This window comes from Oceanobacillus halophilus (assembly GCF_003628505.1).
Taxonomy (GTDB): Bacteria; Bacillota; Bacilli; order Bacillales; family Amphibacillaceae; genus Oceanobacillus; species Oceanobacillus halophilus.
In genome coordinates this window covers 24,095-43,231 of the sequence record NZ_RBZP01000004.1, presented here as the reverse complement: position 1 = coordinate 43,231, position 19,137 = coordinate 24,095, and the positions used below count along the sequence as shown (strand labels likewise).

Here is a 19,137-nt window from a genome sequence, read left to right as displayed (position 1 = left end):
CAAAATGCTTTCATAGTTTGTATATAGTCCTGATCAGAGGGAATTCAATATTTTTTATAAGAGCTTGATTACAATAAATATAATATAGAGGTGTAATTTTGAATCATAAAGCTATAAATTTATTAAGGAACTTTTCATACACGTTATCATCCAACTTATTATCCTTAATAATATCCACTTTAGTTGTTCTGATAATACCAAAATTTATAGGGGTAGAAGAATACGGCTATTGGCAACTATACATTTTTTATACAGGGTATGTAGGTTTTTTTCATTTCGGTTGGAATGATGGAATTTATTTGCGGTATGGCGGAGAACACTACGAAAAATTAAATAAAAGGTTATTCCATTCTCAATTTTATATGCTCGTAATGCTACAAGCCTTATTCTTTGTATCTTTTATATTAATATCATTCGTATTTTTAGATAGTGGTAATAGATTATTTGTATTACAAATGACGTCGTTCTGTATGTTAATTGTGAATTCGAGATATATGTTATTATTCTTATTACAAGCAACTAATAGAATAAAAGATTATGCCCGTGTAACGATATTGGATAGAGTTCTGTATGCAATCCTGATAATTAGTTCTTTAACTATAAACTTTATTGATTTTAAGTGGATGATAACTTTTGATTTGGTGGGAAAATCACTCTCCTTAATATACGCTATGTACCTTTGTAAGGATATAGTATTTAGCAAGACCTTTTCATTTTACTTCAGTTTTAAAGAAATGATTGATAATATTCATGTTGGTATAAAGTTAATGTTTTCCAACTTCGCAAGCAAATTAATAATAGGAGTAGTGAGATTTGGCGTTGAGAGATCATGGAGTGTATCTACATTTGGTAAAGTATCCTTAACGCTAAGCATAAGTGGTATGATGATGATATTTATAAATGCAATAGGTATTATATTATTTCCACTACTAAGAAGAAGCCCAGAAGAAAAGTTACCTACAGTATACATTACAATGAGAGATTTCTTAATGGCAATTTTGTTAGGAATTTTATTTATTTATTATCCATTAAAGGAAATATTAATTAACTGGTTACCTCATTATGAGGAGGGATTAAAATATATGGCACTCCTTTTTCCTATGCTTTTATTTGAGGGAAAGATGGCATTATTAATTAATACTTATCTAAAGACCTTAAGGAAAGAGAAAATGATGCTGACTATTAATTTAATTGTTCTTACAATCAGTATAATTATAACTGTTATTACTACAATAATTTTTAAAAACCTTGATTTAGCTGTTTTATCCATTGTTATTATACTAGCTATTCGTTCAATTTTTTCAGAGTTATATTTGTCTAAAATACTGAAGGTTTCTGTAGCAAAAGATATTATTTTAGAATTAGGATTGACGGTCTTATTTATTTTTATAGCATGGTTTATTGATTCATGGTATATAATTATTATTTACTTCATGGCATACGTAGTATATTTAATAATTAAATACAAAGATCTTACAGTAACTTATAGAAATATAATTAAAATATTGGTAAAGAGTTAATATGTATAATCGTAGATTTGAATTTTAGGTGGAATTACATCTATACTAATATACTTTGGAGAAGGGGTTGCTTTTATGAAGGGAATCATACTTGCAGGTGGTAGTGGTACTAGACTTTATCCATTAACAATGGTCACAAGTAAGCAGTTATTACCAATTTACGACAAACCAATGATTTACTACCCGCTATCAACTTTAATGCTTGCTGGAATTAAGGATATATTAATTATATCAACACCAGAAGATACTCCAAGATTTGAAGCGTTATTAGGTAATGGTTCACAATTTGGAATAAATCTCGAATATAAAGTTCAGCCGAGCCCAGATGGATTAGCTCAGGCTTTTTTAATTGGTGAAAAATTCATTGGTGATGATTCCGTGGCGATGATATTAGGGGACAATATCTACTATGGAAGTGGTATGAGAAAAATATTACAACGTGCAGCAAATAAGGAAAATGGTGCTACTGTATTTGGATATCATGTGCAAGATCCTCACCGTTTTGGGGTTGTAGAATTTAATGAGGACGGCAAGGTAATTAGTGTTAAAGAAAAACCGGAAGTACCAAAATCTAATTATGCTATTACGGGGTTATATTTCTATGATAATCGTGTCGTGGATATAGCTAAAAATGTCCAACCTTCTGCACGTGGTGAACTCGAAATCACCTCAATAAATGAAGCATATTTAAAAATGGGAGATTTAGAAGTGGAGTTATTAGGCAGAGGGTTTACTTGGTTGGATACTGGAACTCATCAAAGTTTAGTAGAGGCTACAAATTTTGTTAAGACCGTTGAAGAGCATCAAGGAATAAAGATTGCTGCTCCGGAGGAAGTTGCCTTTATTAATAGTTGGATTACTAAAGAGCAGTTATGGGATTGTGGCGAAAAGCTAAGTAAAACTGGATATGGTCAATATTTAATGAAAGTTGCAAATGGAGAAATACAATATTAAGTATTGAAAGAAGTGATATAAAAAATGAAATTTACTAAAACTGATTTAGATGGTGTAGTAATAATAGAACCTAAAGTATTTGGAGATCATCGTGGCTGGTTTATGGAAACGTATAATAAGTCGAATTTAGCTGAAGCAGGAATAAATATAAAATTCGTTCAGGATAATCAATCCTTCTCGGCTGCAAAAGGTACTCTTCGAGGATTACATTATCAATTAAATCCGAAAGCACAGACAAAATTGGTGCGTTGTACTAAGGGAGCAATTTATGATGTTGCAGTCGATATACGAAAAGGTAGTTCAACATTTGGAAAATGGTTTGGATTAGAATTGACTGAGGAGAATAAAAAGCAATTACTAATTCCAAAAGGATTTGCACATGGTTTTATGACCTTAACTGAAGATGTAGAAGTTCAATATAAAGTAGACGAGCTTTATGCTCCTGATTGTGACAGAGGTATCATTTGGAATGATCCTGAAATTGGAATTGAATGGCCAATGGACGTTACGCCTATATTGTCAGCAAAAGATGAAAAAGTACCATTACTGAAGGATGCTGAAAATAATTTCATTTATGGAGAGTAATGTTATGAAAATTTTAGTAACTGGCTATACAGGCCAACTTGGTTATGATGTTGTTCATTATGGAAAGCAATGGGGACTTAATATGATAGGTATCAGTTCTTCAGACTTAGACTTAACAAATGAAGATACTGTTTTTATCTATATTAATAAGATTAAGCCAGATGCAATAATTCATTGTGCTGCATATACCGCAGTTGATAGGGCTGAAGATGAGAAAAGTACATGTTGGAAAGTTAACGTAGAAGGTACAAAATATCTAGCTAAAGCTGCTAAAAGTATTCATGCAAAGTTTATGTATATTAGCACCGACTATGTATTTGATGGAAAGGGTGAAATCCCATTTAAAGAAACTGACAAGCCTAATCCAGTTGGATACTATGGCAAAACAAAATATGAAGGTGAAGAGTTAGTTAAAAGATTGTTAGAGAATTGGTTTATTGTTCGTATATCATGGGTTTTTGGTATTAATGGGAATAATTTTGTCAAGACAATGTTACGATTGGCTAACACTAGAGATGAATTGAATGTCGTCAGTGATCAATTTGGTTCTCCAACCTATACATTTGACTTAGCTAAATTGCTAATTAACATGATCCAAAGTGAGAAGTATGGGATATATCATGCTTCCAATGAGGGTTTTTGTAACTGGGCTGAGTTTGCTAAGGAAATATTTAAACATGCAAATAAAGATATTAAAGTAAATTCTATTGCAACAGAAGACTATCCAACTGCTGCCGTACGTCCTAAAAATTCCCGAATGTCAAAGCAAAAACTGGTGGAAAATGGGTTTTCCACATTACCAACATGGCAGGATGCAGTTGGAAGATACTTAAAAGAGTTAAAACTAGAGGTGAAATAGATGACAAGAAAAAAAGTGCTTGTTACTGGTGGTGCGGGTTTCATTGGCGGTAACTTTGTACAGTATATGGTCAATAAATACAAGGAATATGATATATATAATTTGGATTTATTAACATATGCTGGAGATTTAACTAAACATCGTGATATTGAAACTAAGGAAAACTATCATTTTGTAAAAGCAGATATTGCAAATCGTGATACAATAATACCTCTTTTTGAAAAAGAGAAGTTTGATTATGTAGTTCATTTTGCAGCAGAAAGCCACGTTGACCGTTCTATTACAGACCCAGGAGTATTCGTTCAAACTAATGTACTTGGAACACAAGTATTGTTAGAAGCTTCAAAGCAAGTTGGAGTTACAAAATTTATCCATGTATCAACTGATGAAGTTTATGGTGAACTAGACTTTGACCCGACGACATTTTTCACTGAAGAAACTTCGCTACAACCGAACAGCCCATATAGTGCAAGTAAAGCATCTTCTGATTTATTAGTCCGTGCTTATCATGAAACGTATGACTTGCCAATTAATATAACTCGCTGCTCGAATAACTATGGACCATATCACTTTCCTGAAAAGTTAATTCCGTTAACAATATCCCGTGTATTAAATGATCAAAACGTTCCTGTATATGGTGATGGAAAGAACATCCGTGATTGGTTACATGTTATTGATCATTGTGCTGCAATTGACCTTGTGATGCATATGGGCTTAAACGGAGAAGTATACAATGTTGGTGGACATAATGAGCGTACAAATCTAGAAGTGGTAAAGGCTATAATTAGTACATTAGGTAAATCAGAGGATTTAATAGAATTTGTTAAAGACCGTCTTGGTCACGATAAACGGTATGCTATTGACCCAACTAAATTAGAACAATTAGGATGGAAACCTACTTATACATTTGAAACAGGTATTGCCCATACTATTCAATGGTATCTTGATAACAAAAAATGGTTGGAGCAAATAATAAGCGGAGAGTATCAAAATTATTTCGAAAAACAGTATAGTATGTAAAGCCCTTACTATTAAGAAAGGAAGGCATGTCTATGTACAAAATTGCAGTAGCTGGTACAGGTTACGTCGGTTTAGTTGCCGGTGTTTGTTTTGCTGAAGTAGGCCATCAAGTAACCTGTGTTGATATAGATGAAAAAAAAGTAGAATTAATGAGGTCTGGAGTTTCTCCAATTTATGAAACAGGCTTAGAAGAGTTGATGGCTAATAATTATTCTGCTGGAAGAATTGAGTATACAACTGACTTCAAATCAGCCTACAAAGATGCTGATGCAATTTTTATTGGTGTAGGGACACCTGAACAACCTGATGGTTCTGCAAATTTATCATACATTGCTACAGTTGCTAGACAAATTGCTGAATCAGTAGAAAAAGATTGTCTAGTAGTAGTTAAATCTACAGTTCCAGTTGGAACGAATGATAAAGTGGAACAGATTATTCAGGACTTTTTAGTCAAAGATGTGAAAGTAGAAGTAGCATCAAACCCTGAATTCTTAGCGCAAGGATCTGCCGTTCATGATACTCTTCATGCTGAGAGAATAATTATTGGAACAGAAAGTAAATGGGCTGAGGAATTATTAACAAAAATTTATGAACCGTTTCACTTACCGATTGTTTCAGTAAATAGAAGATCGGCAGAAATGATAAAGTATGCGTCTAATGACTTCCTTGCATTAAAAATTTCTTATATGAACGACATAGCTAATCTTTGTGAACTGGTTGGAGCGGATATTCAGGATGTAGCTATGGGAATGAGCTTTGATGAGCGTATTGGAAGTAAGTTCTTAAATGCAGGGATTGGTTTTGGGGGTTCATGCTTCCCTAAAGATACTAAAGCACTCGAGTATATTGCTAAACAGAACGGTTATGAACTCAAAACGGTTAAAGCGGCAATTGATGTAAATAAAGAACAAAAAACAATGCTTTATAAGAAAGCTAGTAAAAGACTTATTACCTTTAATGGTCTTAAAGTTGCTGTTCTAGGATTGACATTTAAGCCAGGAACGGATGATTTGAGGGAAGCTGCATCTCTTGAAAATGTACCTTTATTATTAGAACAAGGTGCAGATATCTACGCTTATGATCCTGTTGGAGCAGAAAACTTTGCTAAGGTTTATCCAGAAGGAAAAAACGGTAGGGGTAGCATTACTTATGTTGCTAATATAGAGCATGCTTTGGAAGGTGCGAATGTCTGCTTTGTCTTTACCGAATGGGGAGAAGTAAAAGCAATTACGCCTGAAACCTATAAGAAATTAATGAGAACACCATTAGTATATGATGGTAGAAACATTTATGGTGTCGAGGATATGCAAGAAGCAGGAGTAGAGTATCACTCAATCGGAAGAAAGCCTGCAACTAGAGCAGCTGTTAAGGAGTCGAAGAATCTTGAATTACAAAACTCTTGATCCTAGTAAAACCTATTTAATCACTGGAGCAGCTGGTTTTATCGGATACTACTTATCTAGAAAACTACTAGAACAGGGATGCCAAGTGATTGGTATTGATAATATTAATGACTACTATGATGTGAACCTTAAACATACTCGTTTAGCGAATTTGGAACCTTATGAAAGGTTTACTTTTATTAAAGGCGACATATCAGACAAGGATATGATAATGAAGACTTTTGAAGATTACAAGCCTAATGTTGTAGTAAACTTAGCTGCACAAGCAGGAGTAAGGTATTCAATAGAGAATCCGGATGTCTATATTCAAAGTAACATCATTGGCTTTTATAATATCCTTGAGGCCTGTAGATATCATCCAGTGGATCATCTTGTATATGCATCATCTAGTTCAGTTTATGGTGCCAATAAAAAGGTTCCTTTTGAGGAAACAGATTTTGTAGATAATCCAGTATCACTTTATGCATCTACAAAGAAATCAAATGAATTGATGGCCCATACGTATAGCCACCTTTATAAGATCCCAGCTACGGGGCTCCGGTTCTTTACTGTTTACGGTCCAATGGGTAGACCAGATATGGCCTATTTTGGATTTGCCAATAAGTATTTTGCTGATGAACCAATTAAGATATTTAATAATGGTGATTTTGAAAATGACCTTTATCGTGACTTTACTTATATCGATGACATCGTTGAAGGGATTCAACGATTATTAAGTAATCCACCAGAAGGTGATGTTCAACATAAAGTCTTTAATATCGGAAACAATAGCCCAGAGAAGTTGATGGTGTTTATTGAAACGTTAGAAAAGGCCTTAAGTAAAGCGCTAAGTAAAGAGGTACAATTTGAAAAGATCTTTGAACCAATTAAGCCAGGTGATGTACCTGCTACTTATGCTTCAACAGATCAATTGCAGAAAGCTGTAGGATTTAAACCGGAAACTACTATTGAAGAAGGCTTGCAGAAATTTGCAAACTGGTATGTAGATTATTATAAAATTAAGTAATACTTTTTTGTAGAAATATACAGGAAAGGAGGTTTTCATCATATGAACATACTAGTAACTGGTGGAGCTGGATATATAGGATCACACACTTGTGTTGCTTTGTTAGAAGCAGGACATTCGGTAATAATAGCTGATAATCTTTCTAACAGTAAGAGTGAGACTGTTATGAAAATAATGGACATTGCTGATAAAGAAGTTAATTTTTACGAGATTGATGTAACAGATGCAGAAGCCATTGATATTATTTTCAGAAATTATAAGATTGATGGTGTGATTCATTTTGCGGGCCTTAAGGCAGTAGGTGAATCTACAGAGAAACCACTAGAATATTATTACAACAACATTGTAAGTACAATGATTCTAACAAAAGCTTGTCAGAAATATGGTGTAAATCGGTTTGTTTTTAGCTCATCAGCAACAGTGTATGGAGATAATAAAGTGCCTTTTGTTGAAACAATGGATCTCTTACCAACGACTAATCCTTACGGTGAAACGAAAGCCATGAGTGAGCGGATTCTTACTGATATAGCAAATGCAAACCCTGCTTTTTCTGTATCAATTCTTCGATATTTCAATCCGGTAGGAGCTCATGAGAGTGGATTAATTGGTGAAGCCCCTAATGGAATCCCCAATAACCTTATGCCATATGTTACTCAGGTGGCAAAAGGTAAACTTGATAGATTACGTGTGTTTGGCAATGACTACCCAACGGTGGATGGCACTGGGGTACGAGATTATATTCATGTATTGGATCTTGCTGAGGGCCATGTTGCTGCACTGGAAAATTTAACTGCAGGTGTTCATGTTTATAACTTGGGAACTGGAAAAGGTACTAGTGTATTAGAGTTAGTAAAAGCCTTTGAAGAAGCAAATGATATTGAGGTCCCTTATGAAATAGTTGATCGGAGATCTGGGGATATTGCTTCATGTTATGCGGATGCTTCAAAAGCAAAGAGGGAACTAGGCTGGACTGCTAAACGGGATATTATTGCAATGTGCCAGGATTCTTGGCGATTTGAGAAGAATTATAAGGAATAAGTATAGGAAACAACTATTACCCGCTGGGCTTAATGCTCGGCGGGTATATTTGTCATGCTTATTTTTTTATGCATTTAATATCTGTTTGTCAATAATTTTGCCCTCTTCTAGATCGATAAACATGGCGGTAACTTTTAATCGTAGCAATCTAGGGGGATATTTAAGTACAATCTCATATATTTTATCATTGCTTACCGCTATTGTGTATTTAGTAATATCATCTTTATCATATATAGCTAGTCTGCCATAAGTTCTCCATAAAAGTTCTCTTGTACGCATATCATATCTAAAATGCTTATCATTATCTTCTCGTGTCCGAAAGAATCTAAGCAATTTGGGGTCAGTCCCCCACCACGTTAATGCGCTAAAGTACACAAGTGCCTTTGCAATTGAAAATGAATGATTTTTTAAAAAAGAGAGTGAGTTACTAGTTTTGAGCTGCTCCCTGTCAAGTAGACAATGGAAATAATAAAAATTTACTTAAGCGGCTTTAGCTCTATATTCAACAGGGCTAAGGCCGTTTAGTCTTTCTTGATATCTATCTTAATTGTAAGGCTAAAGGGTCATAGAACCCCATCACATTTGAGTATTGCGGACAGAATGAGCCAGCTGTGCGGAGTTTTGAGCCACTGTTTGCGGACAAAAGAGCCAGTGAATGCGGAGGAGAGAGCCACCGCTATAGCTATAAATAAAAATCCAGCCATTGAAGTAGTTTTATTCTAATTCAATGGCTGCAATGTATTATCAGGTATTGGTGTCAGACCCCCACTGCGTTAATGTGCTAAAGTACACAATGGTTAAAAAGGAGAGTTGATTAATGATCGACTCTCCTTTAAATTTTTTTATAGATATTATTTAAGAATATTGTTAAAATTAAAATCATAGCAACTTCATTAAACGGATGGGCGGTTGACCATCTCCCGAAAGAAGGGAGGTGGGAAGATGACGACATATGAAGCAATAATGATAGCACTTACCTCAAACCTAGTTTTGATAGGTGTTTTGGCATCCATAGTAAAGGTCAGGAATTTGGGGTCAGACCCCCACTGCATTAATGTGCTAAAGTGTACAATTGATAATAGGAGCTTTTTTATTTTTGTAAATTAAATAACATACCAAATCTATCAATTGTAATTATTTCTACACATGCAAGGTCAATGGGTCAGACCCCACTGCATAAAATTCTAATCCTAGTAATTAGAATATCGAATAACTGGTAGAAACTCCTTGATTGCCATTTAGTAATTTTGATTTCGGGGTCAGACCCCCACCGCGTTAATGTGGTAAAGTGTACAAGTGTATGTGATTTTGAATATAATGTTTGTAATATTGCAGATGAATTGATCCACTTATGCGGAATCTCAGGCCAGTCTTTCTATTTTTGTTTGTAGGCTATACATATTGGTGTATAAATAATTACGATGAAGAAAACAGAAATGATTTACCGTAATTTAGTTTACTTCAATGTTAACAAAGTGTAATCCATTTTAATGTGGAATTTGGTGTCAGACCCCCACTGCGTTAATGTGCTAAAGTGCACAATGGTTAAAAAGGAGAGTTGATTAATGATCGACTCTCCTTTAAATTTTTTTATAGATATTATTTAAGAATATTGTTAAAATTAAAATCATAGCAACTTCATTAAACGGATGGGCGGTTGACCATCTCCCGAAAGAAGGGAGGTGGGAAGATGACGACATATGAAGCAATAATGATAGCACTTACCTCAAACCTAGTTTTGATAGGTGTTTTGGCATTCATAGTAAAGGTCGTTAAACAGAGAAAAAAGTAACCGCCTAGCCCCCGAGCAAAGGATAGGATAGTTACTTTTTCAAAAGTACTTAATATTTTTTGGTCAGCCGTTCTTCTTGCGGCATGTAGTTGCTTAGGCTGAGTGTTAGTAGCACTCAGTCTATTTTTATTTTATTATAATTCTATTTATATTATACATAACTTTCGTTTGTTTATGCAATTATTTATTATAATTTGATTTATTAAGATTAAATGCAAAGTGTCAAAAACTTAGGTCACAGTGACACCTTGAAATTTGTCGAATGTTAGTAGATAAAATAGTAGTAAGAATATGATAAAATAAAGTAGCAACTGAATATTGTGAGGGTGGTTGGTTGTCGCTCTTCTTTCCTTTTAATGGAAAGGAGGTGATGATCATGGAAACATTTCTTGAATTTCTACGAGAAGTTCTGAAAGGGATTGTGCGTGAGATTACCGCATATTTCTTTAGGAAAAACATACTAGAACACAAGAAAGCCACCCTGTGCCGTCGAAAGCTAAAGGGTGGTTCTCAGAAAAACGAATAAAATTTTGACAACCACCACCCTGACGGTAGAGGTTGCAGGAGAAGTGTTACAGCACTTCTCCTTTTATCTATATCCATTATACATAAAATTATTACAAATTTCTAGATGGAATTTGGGGTCAGACCCCCACTGCATTAATGTGCTAAAGTGCACAATGAAAAAAAGGAGAGTTGATTAATGAACTACATAAAGTGAATGGTGGTTGGTGTCAGACCCACGAGGTTTAAGATTTAGAACAAATATACCAAAATAAAGTTTTAGCATATTTAAATGGTCCCAAAATGAAGTTTTCGGTATACAATAACCGTAATTTGCCTCTCCTATACCGTCCAATTTTCACTTTTAGCACTTTGACTTTATCTAGGACTTCCTATAACTTTTATCTAACATATAATTTTTAAAGATAAAGGGGTTGAGAGAATGGCGACAGTAGTTTCTAGTATTGGGCTAAAGGGAATGGAAGGGTATCGTGTACAGGTGGAGGTGCAGCTTGTTCCAGGGACGGATGGGGTGAGTATTGTTGGTCTTCCGGATGCCTCTGTCAAGGAATCCAAAGACAGGGTGATGGGTGCGTTGTATGCAAATGATTGTGAGATTCGGGATCAAAAAGTGATTATTAACTTATCACCAGCGGAACAGAAGAAGAATAGTCCGATATTTGATTTGGCAATGGCCATTGCGGTCATGAAGGAGGCGGAGGAAATTACGGACGCGATACCGGATGATGCCGCATTTCTAGGGGTGTTATCACTGGATGGGACGATTAAGTCGGTAGCGGGGATGTTGCCGGCGATTGTGGCTGCTAGAAGAGAAGGGTTTAAGATTTTGTATTTACCTAGGATGGAGGATATGCCACTGGAGTCGATGGATGGCATCGAACTAAGGTTTGTGGAAACACTGCAGGAAGTCATTCAATCCTTTTCTGGTCAGTTATCTGTTTTTACCACTTTTCCTAGATCCCCCATAGAAACCACAGAAGTTACGGCTACCTATGAGAAAGACTTCCAACATGTGTTAGGTCATAAACAAGCAAAACGTGCGTTAGAAATTGCTGCAGCGGGAGGACATCATGTACTGATGGTAGGCCCTCCTGGGTGTGGAAAGAGCTTGCTTTCGGAAACTTTTGCATCAATCCTGCCTCCATTAAAACAAGAGAGCCGATTTGATGTGATGAGTATTTATCAATTGGCTGGTTTACAACCTCCATTCGCTGCTAATCCTCCTTATCGATCTCCGCATCATTCGGCGTCGGCTGTATCACTCATTGGCGGTGGTGCTCATCCAAAACCGGGAGAAGTGTCCCTTGCTCATCATGGGGTTCTTTTCCTGGATGAAATGGCGGAGTTTCCAAAACGAACGTTGGATATGCTGCGTCAGCCCATGGAAACGGGAAAGGTAACGATTAGCCGTGCAGCATCTACCGTCACCTATCCTGCTAATTTTTTACTGATTGGTGCCATGAATCCTTGTCCCTGTGGTCATTTAGGTTCCAAACACCGCTATTGTACCTGTACTGCAAAGCAAATCACTGCGTATAATAATCGGATTTCTGGTCCTATTCAAGACCGGATGGATATGCTCCTTAAATTGGATAGTGTATCCTTAGAAAACGAGTCTGCTAAAAATAACGAAACATCTGAAAGGATACGCAAACGGGTAATAGCAGCGAGAGAAAGGCAATATGGACGATATGGAACAGAGGAATGCAATGCAACCATTGAAAATGAGAGATTGATAGAATGTACGATTCTAACAGAAGAACAAGAAAAAATGATGCGGAGATGGGCGAGTAAAAAGAATTGGAGTACCAGAGTTCAAATGAAAATACGAAGACTTGCCAGGACCATTTCCGATTTAAGTGGGGATGAGCACATTACAAATGAAGCCATTTGGGAGGCCGTTACCTTAAGACGTTCAGAAAATATTCATTCGCAAAAAGGAATGGTGAAATAGATGGCCAGAAAACTTCGCGTTTGGTACCCAGGTGCCATGTTTCATATTACAAGCCGTGGCAATAGACGAGCAGCGATTTTTTATGATGAGAATGATCAACGAGCCTACTTCGATATCTTAGAACAAGCGAGAATTTACTATCCCTTTCATCTCCACGCATATTGCCTCATGACCAACCATATCCACCTTCAACTGGAAACCATTAACCATCATCCAAAAGATATCATGAAGATGCTAAATTCCCGTTATGCCCTCTATTTCAATAAGCGCCACCGCCTTGTCGGACATGTTTTCCAAGGACGGTATGGAGCGGAACTGATTGAAACGATTGATTATGAATTAGAGGTAAGCAGGTATATTCACTTAAATCCACTCGAAGCAGAAATGGTGAACAAGCCAGAAGAATATCGGTGGAGTAGTTATCGGGCGTATGTTTTAGGTGAAGAGAATCCGCATGTGAGGACGGAGCGGATTTTGGGTCATTTTAAGGAGCCGAGGGAGGTGGGGTATCGGAGGTTTGTGGAGGGGGAAGTTTAGTAGCAGGATCACAGGGACAGGCACGTAACTCTAGGTCACAGTGACACTCGAAATTTGTCAAAACTGGTGTCAGCCCCCCCACTGCGTTATTGTGCTAAAGTTAATTGCTTGTGTTAGTTTTGAGCGGATAGGGTAAGGATTTTTTCTAAAAAAGGCAAAGGTTACACGGTGTGAGCTGGATGTATCAGGCTATGACGGCGGGAGAAAGGATTACTTGGTATGATGATGAAGAGCGTTTTATTATAATCGTGAGAACTTGTTAAATGAACAGTTTTCATTGGGAGGTAGGGTGTTCTCTGATTCCGAATGTGTTAAATATAAGAGTAGGCCAAGGGAATTAAACTCTTTCACATAAGTTAAACTACTAAAATAGTAAAGGATCTATCTAAATGGATATTCAACTAATAAAAGACTTTCTTCCTATCCTTGGGGTTATTGTAGGTTTTCTGTTAGCAACGGTAAAAGATTTAGTTCAAAATAGATTGCAGAATAAACCTAGGGTTAAGATAGATATGAAAAAAGGGAATTTTAATTATTTTATAGATGGTACGGATACAGATGGATTTTCCTTTAGAAGAACTTGTAAACCACATATAGCTGGATATTTTGACTTAAACTTACAGATTGATGTATATAATTATGGTAAGGGCGATACAGCAATAAAGGAAATTCTAATAGAAACAAAGGTTAACAAAAATGATAAGGCTTTTCTCCAGCCAGAAATGGAAATTAAAGGAAGAGAGAATAACGATTACTCTTTTAATTTACCTTCAAAAACTATAGAAACTATAAATTTAAAATTGAGGGTTGAAAAGGAAGAGGATTCTGAAGCATTATTCAATGAAGAAGTCACGCTTTTACCAGAAGATAATAAAAGACTTCTGTTTACAATCTTAGTAAAAAATATTAACAATAAAACGTATAAATTAAAGGTAGAGCCGTTGTCAATATTAACTGCTGTTGAATAGGCTATGGGGTCAGTCCTTCACAAAGTTAATGTGCTATAGTGCACAATATTTGAATGGAACACATAAAATCACTCTGCGCCATCGCAAGCAAAAGGTTGATTCTCAGAGAAATAAATATTTTTAAATTCTAGGTCACAGTGACACCCCGATATTAGTAGATAGAAAAACAGTAAGAATTTGATAAAATAAAGTTTTGAAAGGGTTAGCGCGTAAAATTTTTTTGAGAGCAAGTCACTAGTGTGTCGTGATTTGCTCTCTCATTTTGTTATTGGGGATTTTTCGATTAACCAACCTCTGCATTTGATAACTTCAATTTATTCTTTAACATCCTCAAGTATTTCGTCCGCAAATTCTTTTATCTTATCCTCGTTATTTGCTGAAAATAATTTTGAATTTTCCCCGAGTATGTTTAGTGCAATTTCAATATTCTTATCAGGCTTATTAAAATAAACAACTGTTAATAAATCATTTTTTATTTGGGAATTATTATTTATTTGTTCGATCTTGGAGAAGTTCCATGCCCATTCTTTTGCAACTTGAGTTGCCATTTTAGTCTTTTTGGGAGAATAGTCGAATGATAATGTTTTAATATATTTTTTCCTTAAATTTTCCTTGGATTCATATGAAAAATCCAAAGTAATATCTTCTGAGCCAACATCAATCGTATAGTTTTTTGAAACTTTATTTGTAGAGATTGATTTTTTTAGAACTCTATTCATAATTGTTTTTACTTCCTGCTCTGAAATACGTTTATTTTTCTTTGCATCAAAATATACATAGGTTTTAAATAAGTTTTCAAAATCCCTTAAAGGATTATTAGAACGTATCATACGAGTGTTGGAAAACTGTAATTGATTAGAGTAAAAGTTTGTATTTTTTTCTAAAAAGTTTTCATCGCTAATATGTTTTAAGGAAGGCCCATGATCTGTACCTTGAGTAAACTCATTTTCAACACCCATTAATACAAGTTTTAAAAATTCAATATCAACCTCATCATCAAATTTTTTTACACGTGAAAAATTACTTGTATAACGGAAATCAATAAAACCTTCAGATGGACAGTGAAATACTAAACCTATGTTAATAAATTCTTCTCTTGTCTCATTCGGTATATATCGTAATACGGAAAATTTACATAAAGTACTCATGTTACCCCTCCTTTCCATTTTGGTAATAATAGATGTAGACATTCTAGAATTTCTTCTACTCTATTAATTCTGTCCATTAAATAATTTACTAGTACATCTTTCTCGTTTTCATTAATATTCCAGGATTGAGGAATATTATCCATTATTTCTTTTAAGGTCTCAATCGAAATTACTTGTAACTTTTGTAAGATATTGCTAAATGGATTATGACCATCAACAAAAGGAACCAATTTATGATAAACATACCCTGTCATATTGAAAGGTTCAAACTTTTCACCTATTCTAATCTTAAGTTGATGTTCATCCCAAAGAGGTCCAATATCAAATGCATGAGTATGATCTATAACAACTATTGATTGCTTCTCATAGTCAAATATTAAGTTTCCTCCGTTAGAGTCTCGATCTTTATTGCAGATAATCTGATCAAAAACGAATAAATCTGGTATTATATCCTTATTATATGCTCTTTTAACGATTTGAGGTGTATTTATAGGAAAAACTTTTTTAATTTTCTTCGTCCCAAAGTGAATCCCTGCTTTTATTTCTTCTTGCGTATGCCTAGAGATCTCTTTACCATAATCATTTACAAAGGTATCTCCTACCTCTATCAAGGAAGGACTAGCTAATGGCAATTCTAGAATTCTAGCTACCTCAGCACATACATATTCATTTATAAGAGCTTTATGTCCTTCAGGATTTTGCAAAAACTTAACAACGTATTCTTCCCCAGAACAATTAATTATATAAGGTTTTGTTACTCCGTTTTTTATTGGAGAAATTGGCATTTGAACCTGTAAAGTCTCCATCTAGGCACCCCAATCAACAACTCTTAAATAATAGATATTCTTTAATACATAGTGAACAATTATTATTTAGTGACAGCCGCAACTCTATATAAGGATATTTTACCATAGTAATTGAACTTTTACTCTAATAACAAATCAGGTAAAAGATTCAGACCCTGACTGCGTTTTTAATATTGAATAAATAGCTTTCTCCATTATACTAATTAACGGGAAATAGTATAGTGGAGATGTAAGTATTTAACATGGAAGCTAGATGAGCATCTTCTGTATATAGTATATGCTCAGACATTAATGGAACTGAAAAGCAATGGTATGAAATATATCCAGAGGTTTTAAGCGAGGAACAGTTGCGACAGTTATTACCCAATCTTTACATATATAGATCAAAATTCCCTCATAAAGATGAAAATCCTCCGCATACAGATCAATTAACTATAACAGATTCTTTGATAAAAATACTGTTATCGAAGAAGAAAACGGGGAGTTATATGTGAAAGAAATTATTTTGCAAACTTTCAGTTAATATCTTTTATAGACTATAAATCTATATTGATATATATGGTTGAGAAAGTAAATAGTTAAAATCTATATGCAGCCACCATTGACTTAACCTTTTTACCATGTTGAGGACAATCGCAGGTCTGTCATAAAGGAACTGAAGGGATAGGCACCTCGCGCCACTCTAGATAGCCAACTGGATCGGTGAATCTGTTCTTCTGGATTCCTGTTTATTTTATAGTATTGCTATTTATGTAGTAGCATAGGTTGAACAGATCGTGGGTTTTATTTCTGTGAATATGGAGAGATTAGTGGAATTTGGGGATTAGCCACACCGCAAGGACGAATGTTCGCATCCTTGCTACAGTAAATTTGGATTGGAGTAAAGATATGACTGAAGAACAGGAATTATACGTGAATGAATTAAATAAAATGATAAACCAATTCATCCTGCATTCTAAAAAATTTGTGGAGTGGTCTGCATTTTCTTATGGGGCAGCAGATTTACTTAGAGTACCTGAGCCTAATAATAAGTTCACCTATGATCACGAATATTTTAATTTCACTAAGAGTACTAAGACTTTAATCAGTATACGTAGCTTATTAAAAATGGGCCATAACGAGGATGTATTAATTCTGGTAAGAAGTATCTTTGAAAATTATTTGAGCAGTAGATATCTGAACGAAAATGAGGGAGATATCAAGAATTTCACACTAGTAAACTTAAAATTATTTTTTAGAGAGTATGTCTATGATTTTAAGGAAAATGTGATTAAGGACCGTAACGGTGAAAAGATTTCGGAAAGATTAAATCCAAGTGAATTTAAACTTGGAGATGATAAAAAATATTATAGTTTATTCTATGATTTACTATCATCAGTTGGACACAGTAATTTTGGAACCAGTAATTTTTACGTCGATGAAAGTTTAGGTTTTACTCTTAATAAGAATAATTATCCTGTAGTAACACGCTTTTTTGTTATATTTGTATTTACTAAACTATTCGAGCTTATTGTTACAGTGGAAGGTGAAGACTTTTATAATACTCGGGAAGAGGAAGTTTGTTATAACTTAGTCATCGATTCACTTATATATCAGGACAATTTAATAATTCAATTAATAGATGCAATTTCACGAGATACTGCCACTAATCCGAAGAAGTCTAAATACTTTAATAAAAAAATGATAGAAATGTTTAAAGCAATGCGTAAATCTTTACGAGAAGAATTAGGTAGCGTAAAAAAGGAGTTTCTAGACTGACACATTCTAGGACACAGTGACGCCCCGGAATTTTTCGAATGTGTTGATGGGTACGATGAATAGTAGGAAATGTATGCATTTCCTACTTGTATATCAAATAAACTCAAGTTTAAACTTGAGTTAGCAGGACCACAGGGACTAAATGATTTTGGCGTCAGCCCCCCACTGCGTTAATGTGCTAAAGAGCACAATGATTAAAAAGGAGAGTTGATTAACTAAATAGTACTCTCTTTTAAATTTAAAATATAATTCTTATAATACAAAACTATATAAATTATTTTCAATTTCTTCTTCTGTGATTCCAATATAACGTAAAGTTATTTCCGGTTTAGCATGATTTAAAATCATCTAGAGCTTAGCAAGATCCTTGGTTCGCTTAACTTATACTACCAATATCAAAATGTCTTCCGCATCGTATGAGTGCCGATGCTGTCTATCTCCGCCATGTCGGCTGCTTTTGCAATTTCCAGTATGCTTGCGTGGTGGTGATTGCTTGATTGCCTTTTCTACTATGTAAAAAACATACATAATTACCAATCAAAACCTAGTTACTTTTTTCGTCAATCTTTATATAATTACATTTGTTGAGTTACTTAACTTACACATAAACCAATGGGGGAATGACATAAATGCCAACTTTATCACAAGTCGTCGCAGCTGGAACTATATCTGTTATTACAGCTGGTGCAATTACTTTAGGTGGTATGACTTACTGGAATGGAAATAAAACTGTAAATGATGCTATTACAACATTACAAGAACATGGAAATAAAATAGAGTTGTATGAAATGAACGAAAATCAATTAGTTGCTAAAATTAATGAATTAAAATCCTTAAGAGATGATTTGCAAACACAAATTAATACCCTTACTGATGAAGGTAAAGCAGATGACGAAGAAATTGCTGGTTTGAAAGCCGAAGTAGAGGATTATACGAACCAAATCACTTCTTTAACAGATGATTTAAATACAGCAAATGAAGAAATTGCTACAGCAGAAGATAATGGTGACAAACTTGCTCAAAGAATACTTGATTTAGAAGCCGAACTACAAAATGCAAATGATGATATTACACGTCTTCAAGAGCAATTAGCTACTACTACTAATCAAACAAGTGATAAGGAACCAAAAACAGATAGTGAAATGGCTATAATCTTAGAAGAACCAACAACAGAAGATGGAACAACTCAAGATCCGGTAGGACAAGAATAGCAAATTAGAACGCTCAGAATATTGAACTGCACCTCAATTGTTGGACACAAACA

17 protein-coding genes and 1 pseudogene are annotated in these 19,137 nt (G+C 34.7%); 14 read left to right on the top strand and 4 right to left on the bottom strand.

The genetic code is table 11. The features are described from left to right. Positions 1-98 precede the first annotated feature (98 nt). The 8 genes from D8M06_RS07810 to galE all read left to right on the top strand — a co-directional run bounded on the left by D8M06_RS07810 (position 99) and on the right by galE (position 8,385). The gene (locus D8M06_RS07810) at positions 99-1,520 is read left to right on the top strand and encodes a lipopolysaccharide biosynthesis protein (RefSeq protein WP_121203840.1); all 1,422 of its coding nucleotides are present in this window, start codon (positions 99-101) and stop codon (positions 1,518-1,520) included. A gap of 75 nt (positions 1,521-1,595) precedes the next feature. Continuing rightward, positions 1,596-2,474, top strand: a complete 879-nt coding sequence (gene rfbA, locus D8M06_RS07805) for a glucose-1-phosphate thymidylyltransferase RfbA (protein ID WP_121203839.1) — start codon at positions 1,596-1,598, stop codon at positions 2,472-2,474. 24 nt (positions 2,475-2,498) lie between these two features. Then, positions 2,499-3,059: a dTDP-4-dehydrorhamnose 3,5-epimerase gene (gene rfbC, locus D8M06_RS07800; protein ID WP_121203838.1), complete on the top strand. Its 561-nt coding sequence runs from the start codon at positions 2,499-2,501 to the stop codon at positions 3,057-3,059. A 4-nt stretch (positions 3,060-3,063) separates the two neighbouring features. Continuing rightward, entirely contained in the window at positions 3,064-3,918 is an 855-nt protein-coding gene (gene rfbD / locus D8M06_RS07795; RefSeq protein WP_121203837.1) for a dTDP-4-dehydrorhamnose reductase, read from the top strand. Beyond that, a complete protein-coding gene (gene rfbB, locus D8M06_RS07790) occupies positions 3,919-4,938 on the top strand; it encodes a dTDP-glucose 4,6-dehydratase (protein WP_121203836.1) in 1,020 nt (339 codons plus the stop codon). Positions 4,939-4,970: 32 nt separating this feature from the next. Further along, a complete protein-coding gene (locus tag D8M06_RS07785) occupies positions 4,971-6,341 on the top strand; it encodes a UDP-glucose dehydrogenase family protein (RefSeq protein WP_121203835.1) in 1,371 nt (456 codons plus the stop codon). Continuing rightward, positions 6,322-7,347, top strand: a complete 1,026-nt coding sequence (locus D8M06_RS07780; RefSeq protein ID WP_121203834.1) for an SDR family NAD(P)-dependent oxidoreductase — start codon at positions 6,322-6,324, stop codon at positions 7,345-7,347. The genes D8M06_RS07785 and D8M06_RS07780 overlap by 20 nt, the downstream gene beginning before the upstream one ends. Before the next feature lie 42 nt (positions 7,348-7,389). Then, entirely contained in the window at positions 7,390-8,385 is a 996-nt protein-coding gene (gene galE, locus D8M06_RS07775; RefSeq protein WP_121203833.1) for a UDP-glucose 4-epimerase GalE, read from the top strand. Between the two features lie 66 nt (positions 8,386-8,451). On the opposite strand, the gene D8M06_RS07770 is transcribed toward galE, so the two are convergent. Continuing rightward, positions 8,452-8,718 carry a hypothetical protein gene (locus D8M06_RS07770; RefSeq protein ID WP_241558903.1) on the bottom strand — a complete coding sequence of 89 codons (267 nt, stop codon included), beginning with the start codon at positions 8,716-8,718 and terminating at the stop codon, positions 8,452-8,454. A gap of 1,835 nt (positions 8,719-10,553) precedes the next feature. Here D8M06_RS07770 and D8M06_RS19970 point away from each other — a divergent pair. From D8M06_RS19970 to D8M06_RS07755, 4 genes are all read left to right on the top strand, one after another. Next, complete coding sequence (locus D8M06_RS19970; protein ID WP_170150262.1) at positions 10,554-10,703, top strand: hypothetical protein; 150 nt, start codon at positions 10,554-10,556, stop codon at positions 10,701-10,703. A gap of 420 nt (positions 10,704-11,123) precedes the next feature. Then, positions 11,124-12,656, top strand: coding sequence for a YifB family Mg chelatase-like AAA ATPase (locus tag D8M06_RS07765; RefSeq protein ID WP_121203832.1), 1,533 nt, complete (start codon positions 11,124-11,126; stop codon positions 12,654-12,656). Continuing rightward, complete coding sequence (locus D8M06_RS07760; RefSeq protein WP_121203831.1) at positions 12,657-13,193, top strand: transposase; 537 nt, start codon at positions 12,657-12,659, stop codon at positions 13,191-13,193. A 389-nt stretch (positions 13,194-13,582) separates the two neighbouring features. Further along, complete coding sequence (locus D8M06_RS07755) at positions 13,583-14,161, top strand: hypothetical protein (protein ID WP_121203830.1); 579 nt, start codon at positions 13,583-13,585, stop codon at positions 14,159-14,161. Positions 14,162-14,475: 314 nt separating this feature from the next. Here D8M06_RS07755 and D8M06_RS07750 read toward each other — a convergent pair whose 3' ends face one another. Continuing rightward, the gene (locus D8M06_RS07750) at positions 14,476-15,309 is read right to left on the bottom strand and encodes a DUF3037 domain-containing protein (RefSeq protein ID WP_158591756.1); all 834 of its coding nucleotides are present in this window, start codon (positions 15,307-15,309) and stop codon (positions 14,476-14,478) included. After that, positions 15,306-16,115 (bottom strand): HipA family kinase, encoded by an 810-nt coding sequence (locus D8M06_RS07745; RefSeq protein ID WP_121203828.1) that lies wholly within the window; start codon positions 16,113-16,115, stop codon positions 15,306-15,308. Before D8M06_RS07745 ends, D8M06_RS07750 begins: the two co-directional genes overlap by 4 nt. Before the next feature lie 888 nt (positions 16,116-17,003). On the opposite strand from D8M06_RS07745, the gene D8M06_RS07740 reads away from it, so the two are divergent. Then, on the top strand, positions 17,004-17,873 hold the full coding sequence (locus D8M06_RS07740) for a DUF5677 domain-containing protein (protein WP_121203827.1): 870 nt from the start codon (positions 17,004-17,006) through the stop codon (positions 17,871-17,873). A 252-nt stretch (positions 17,874-18,125) separates the two neighbouring features. Here D8M06_RS07740 and D8M06_RS20135 read toward each other — a convergent pair. Further along, positions 18,126-18,384: pseudogene (locus tag D8M06_RS20135) on the bottom strand (site-specific integrase); the annotation flags it as partial. Between the two features lie 118 nt (positions 18,385-18,502). On the opposite strand from D8M06_RS20135, the gene D8M06_RS07730 reads away from it, so the two are divergent. Continuing rightward, the gene (locus tag D8M06_RS07730; protein WP_121203826.1) at positions 18,503-19,084 is read left to right on the top strand and encodes a hypothetical protein; all 582 of its coding nucleotides are present in this window, start codon (positions 18,503-18,505) and stop codon (positions 19,082-19,084) included. Positions 19,085-19,137: the final 53 nt, after the last annotated feature.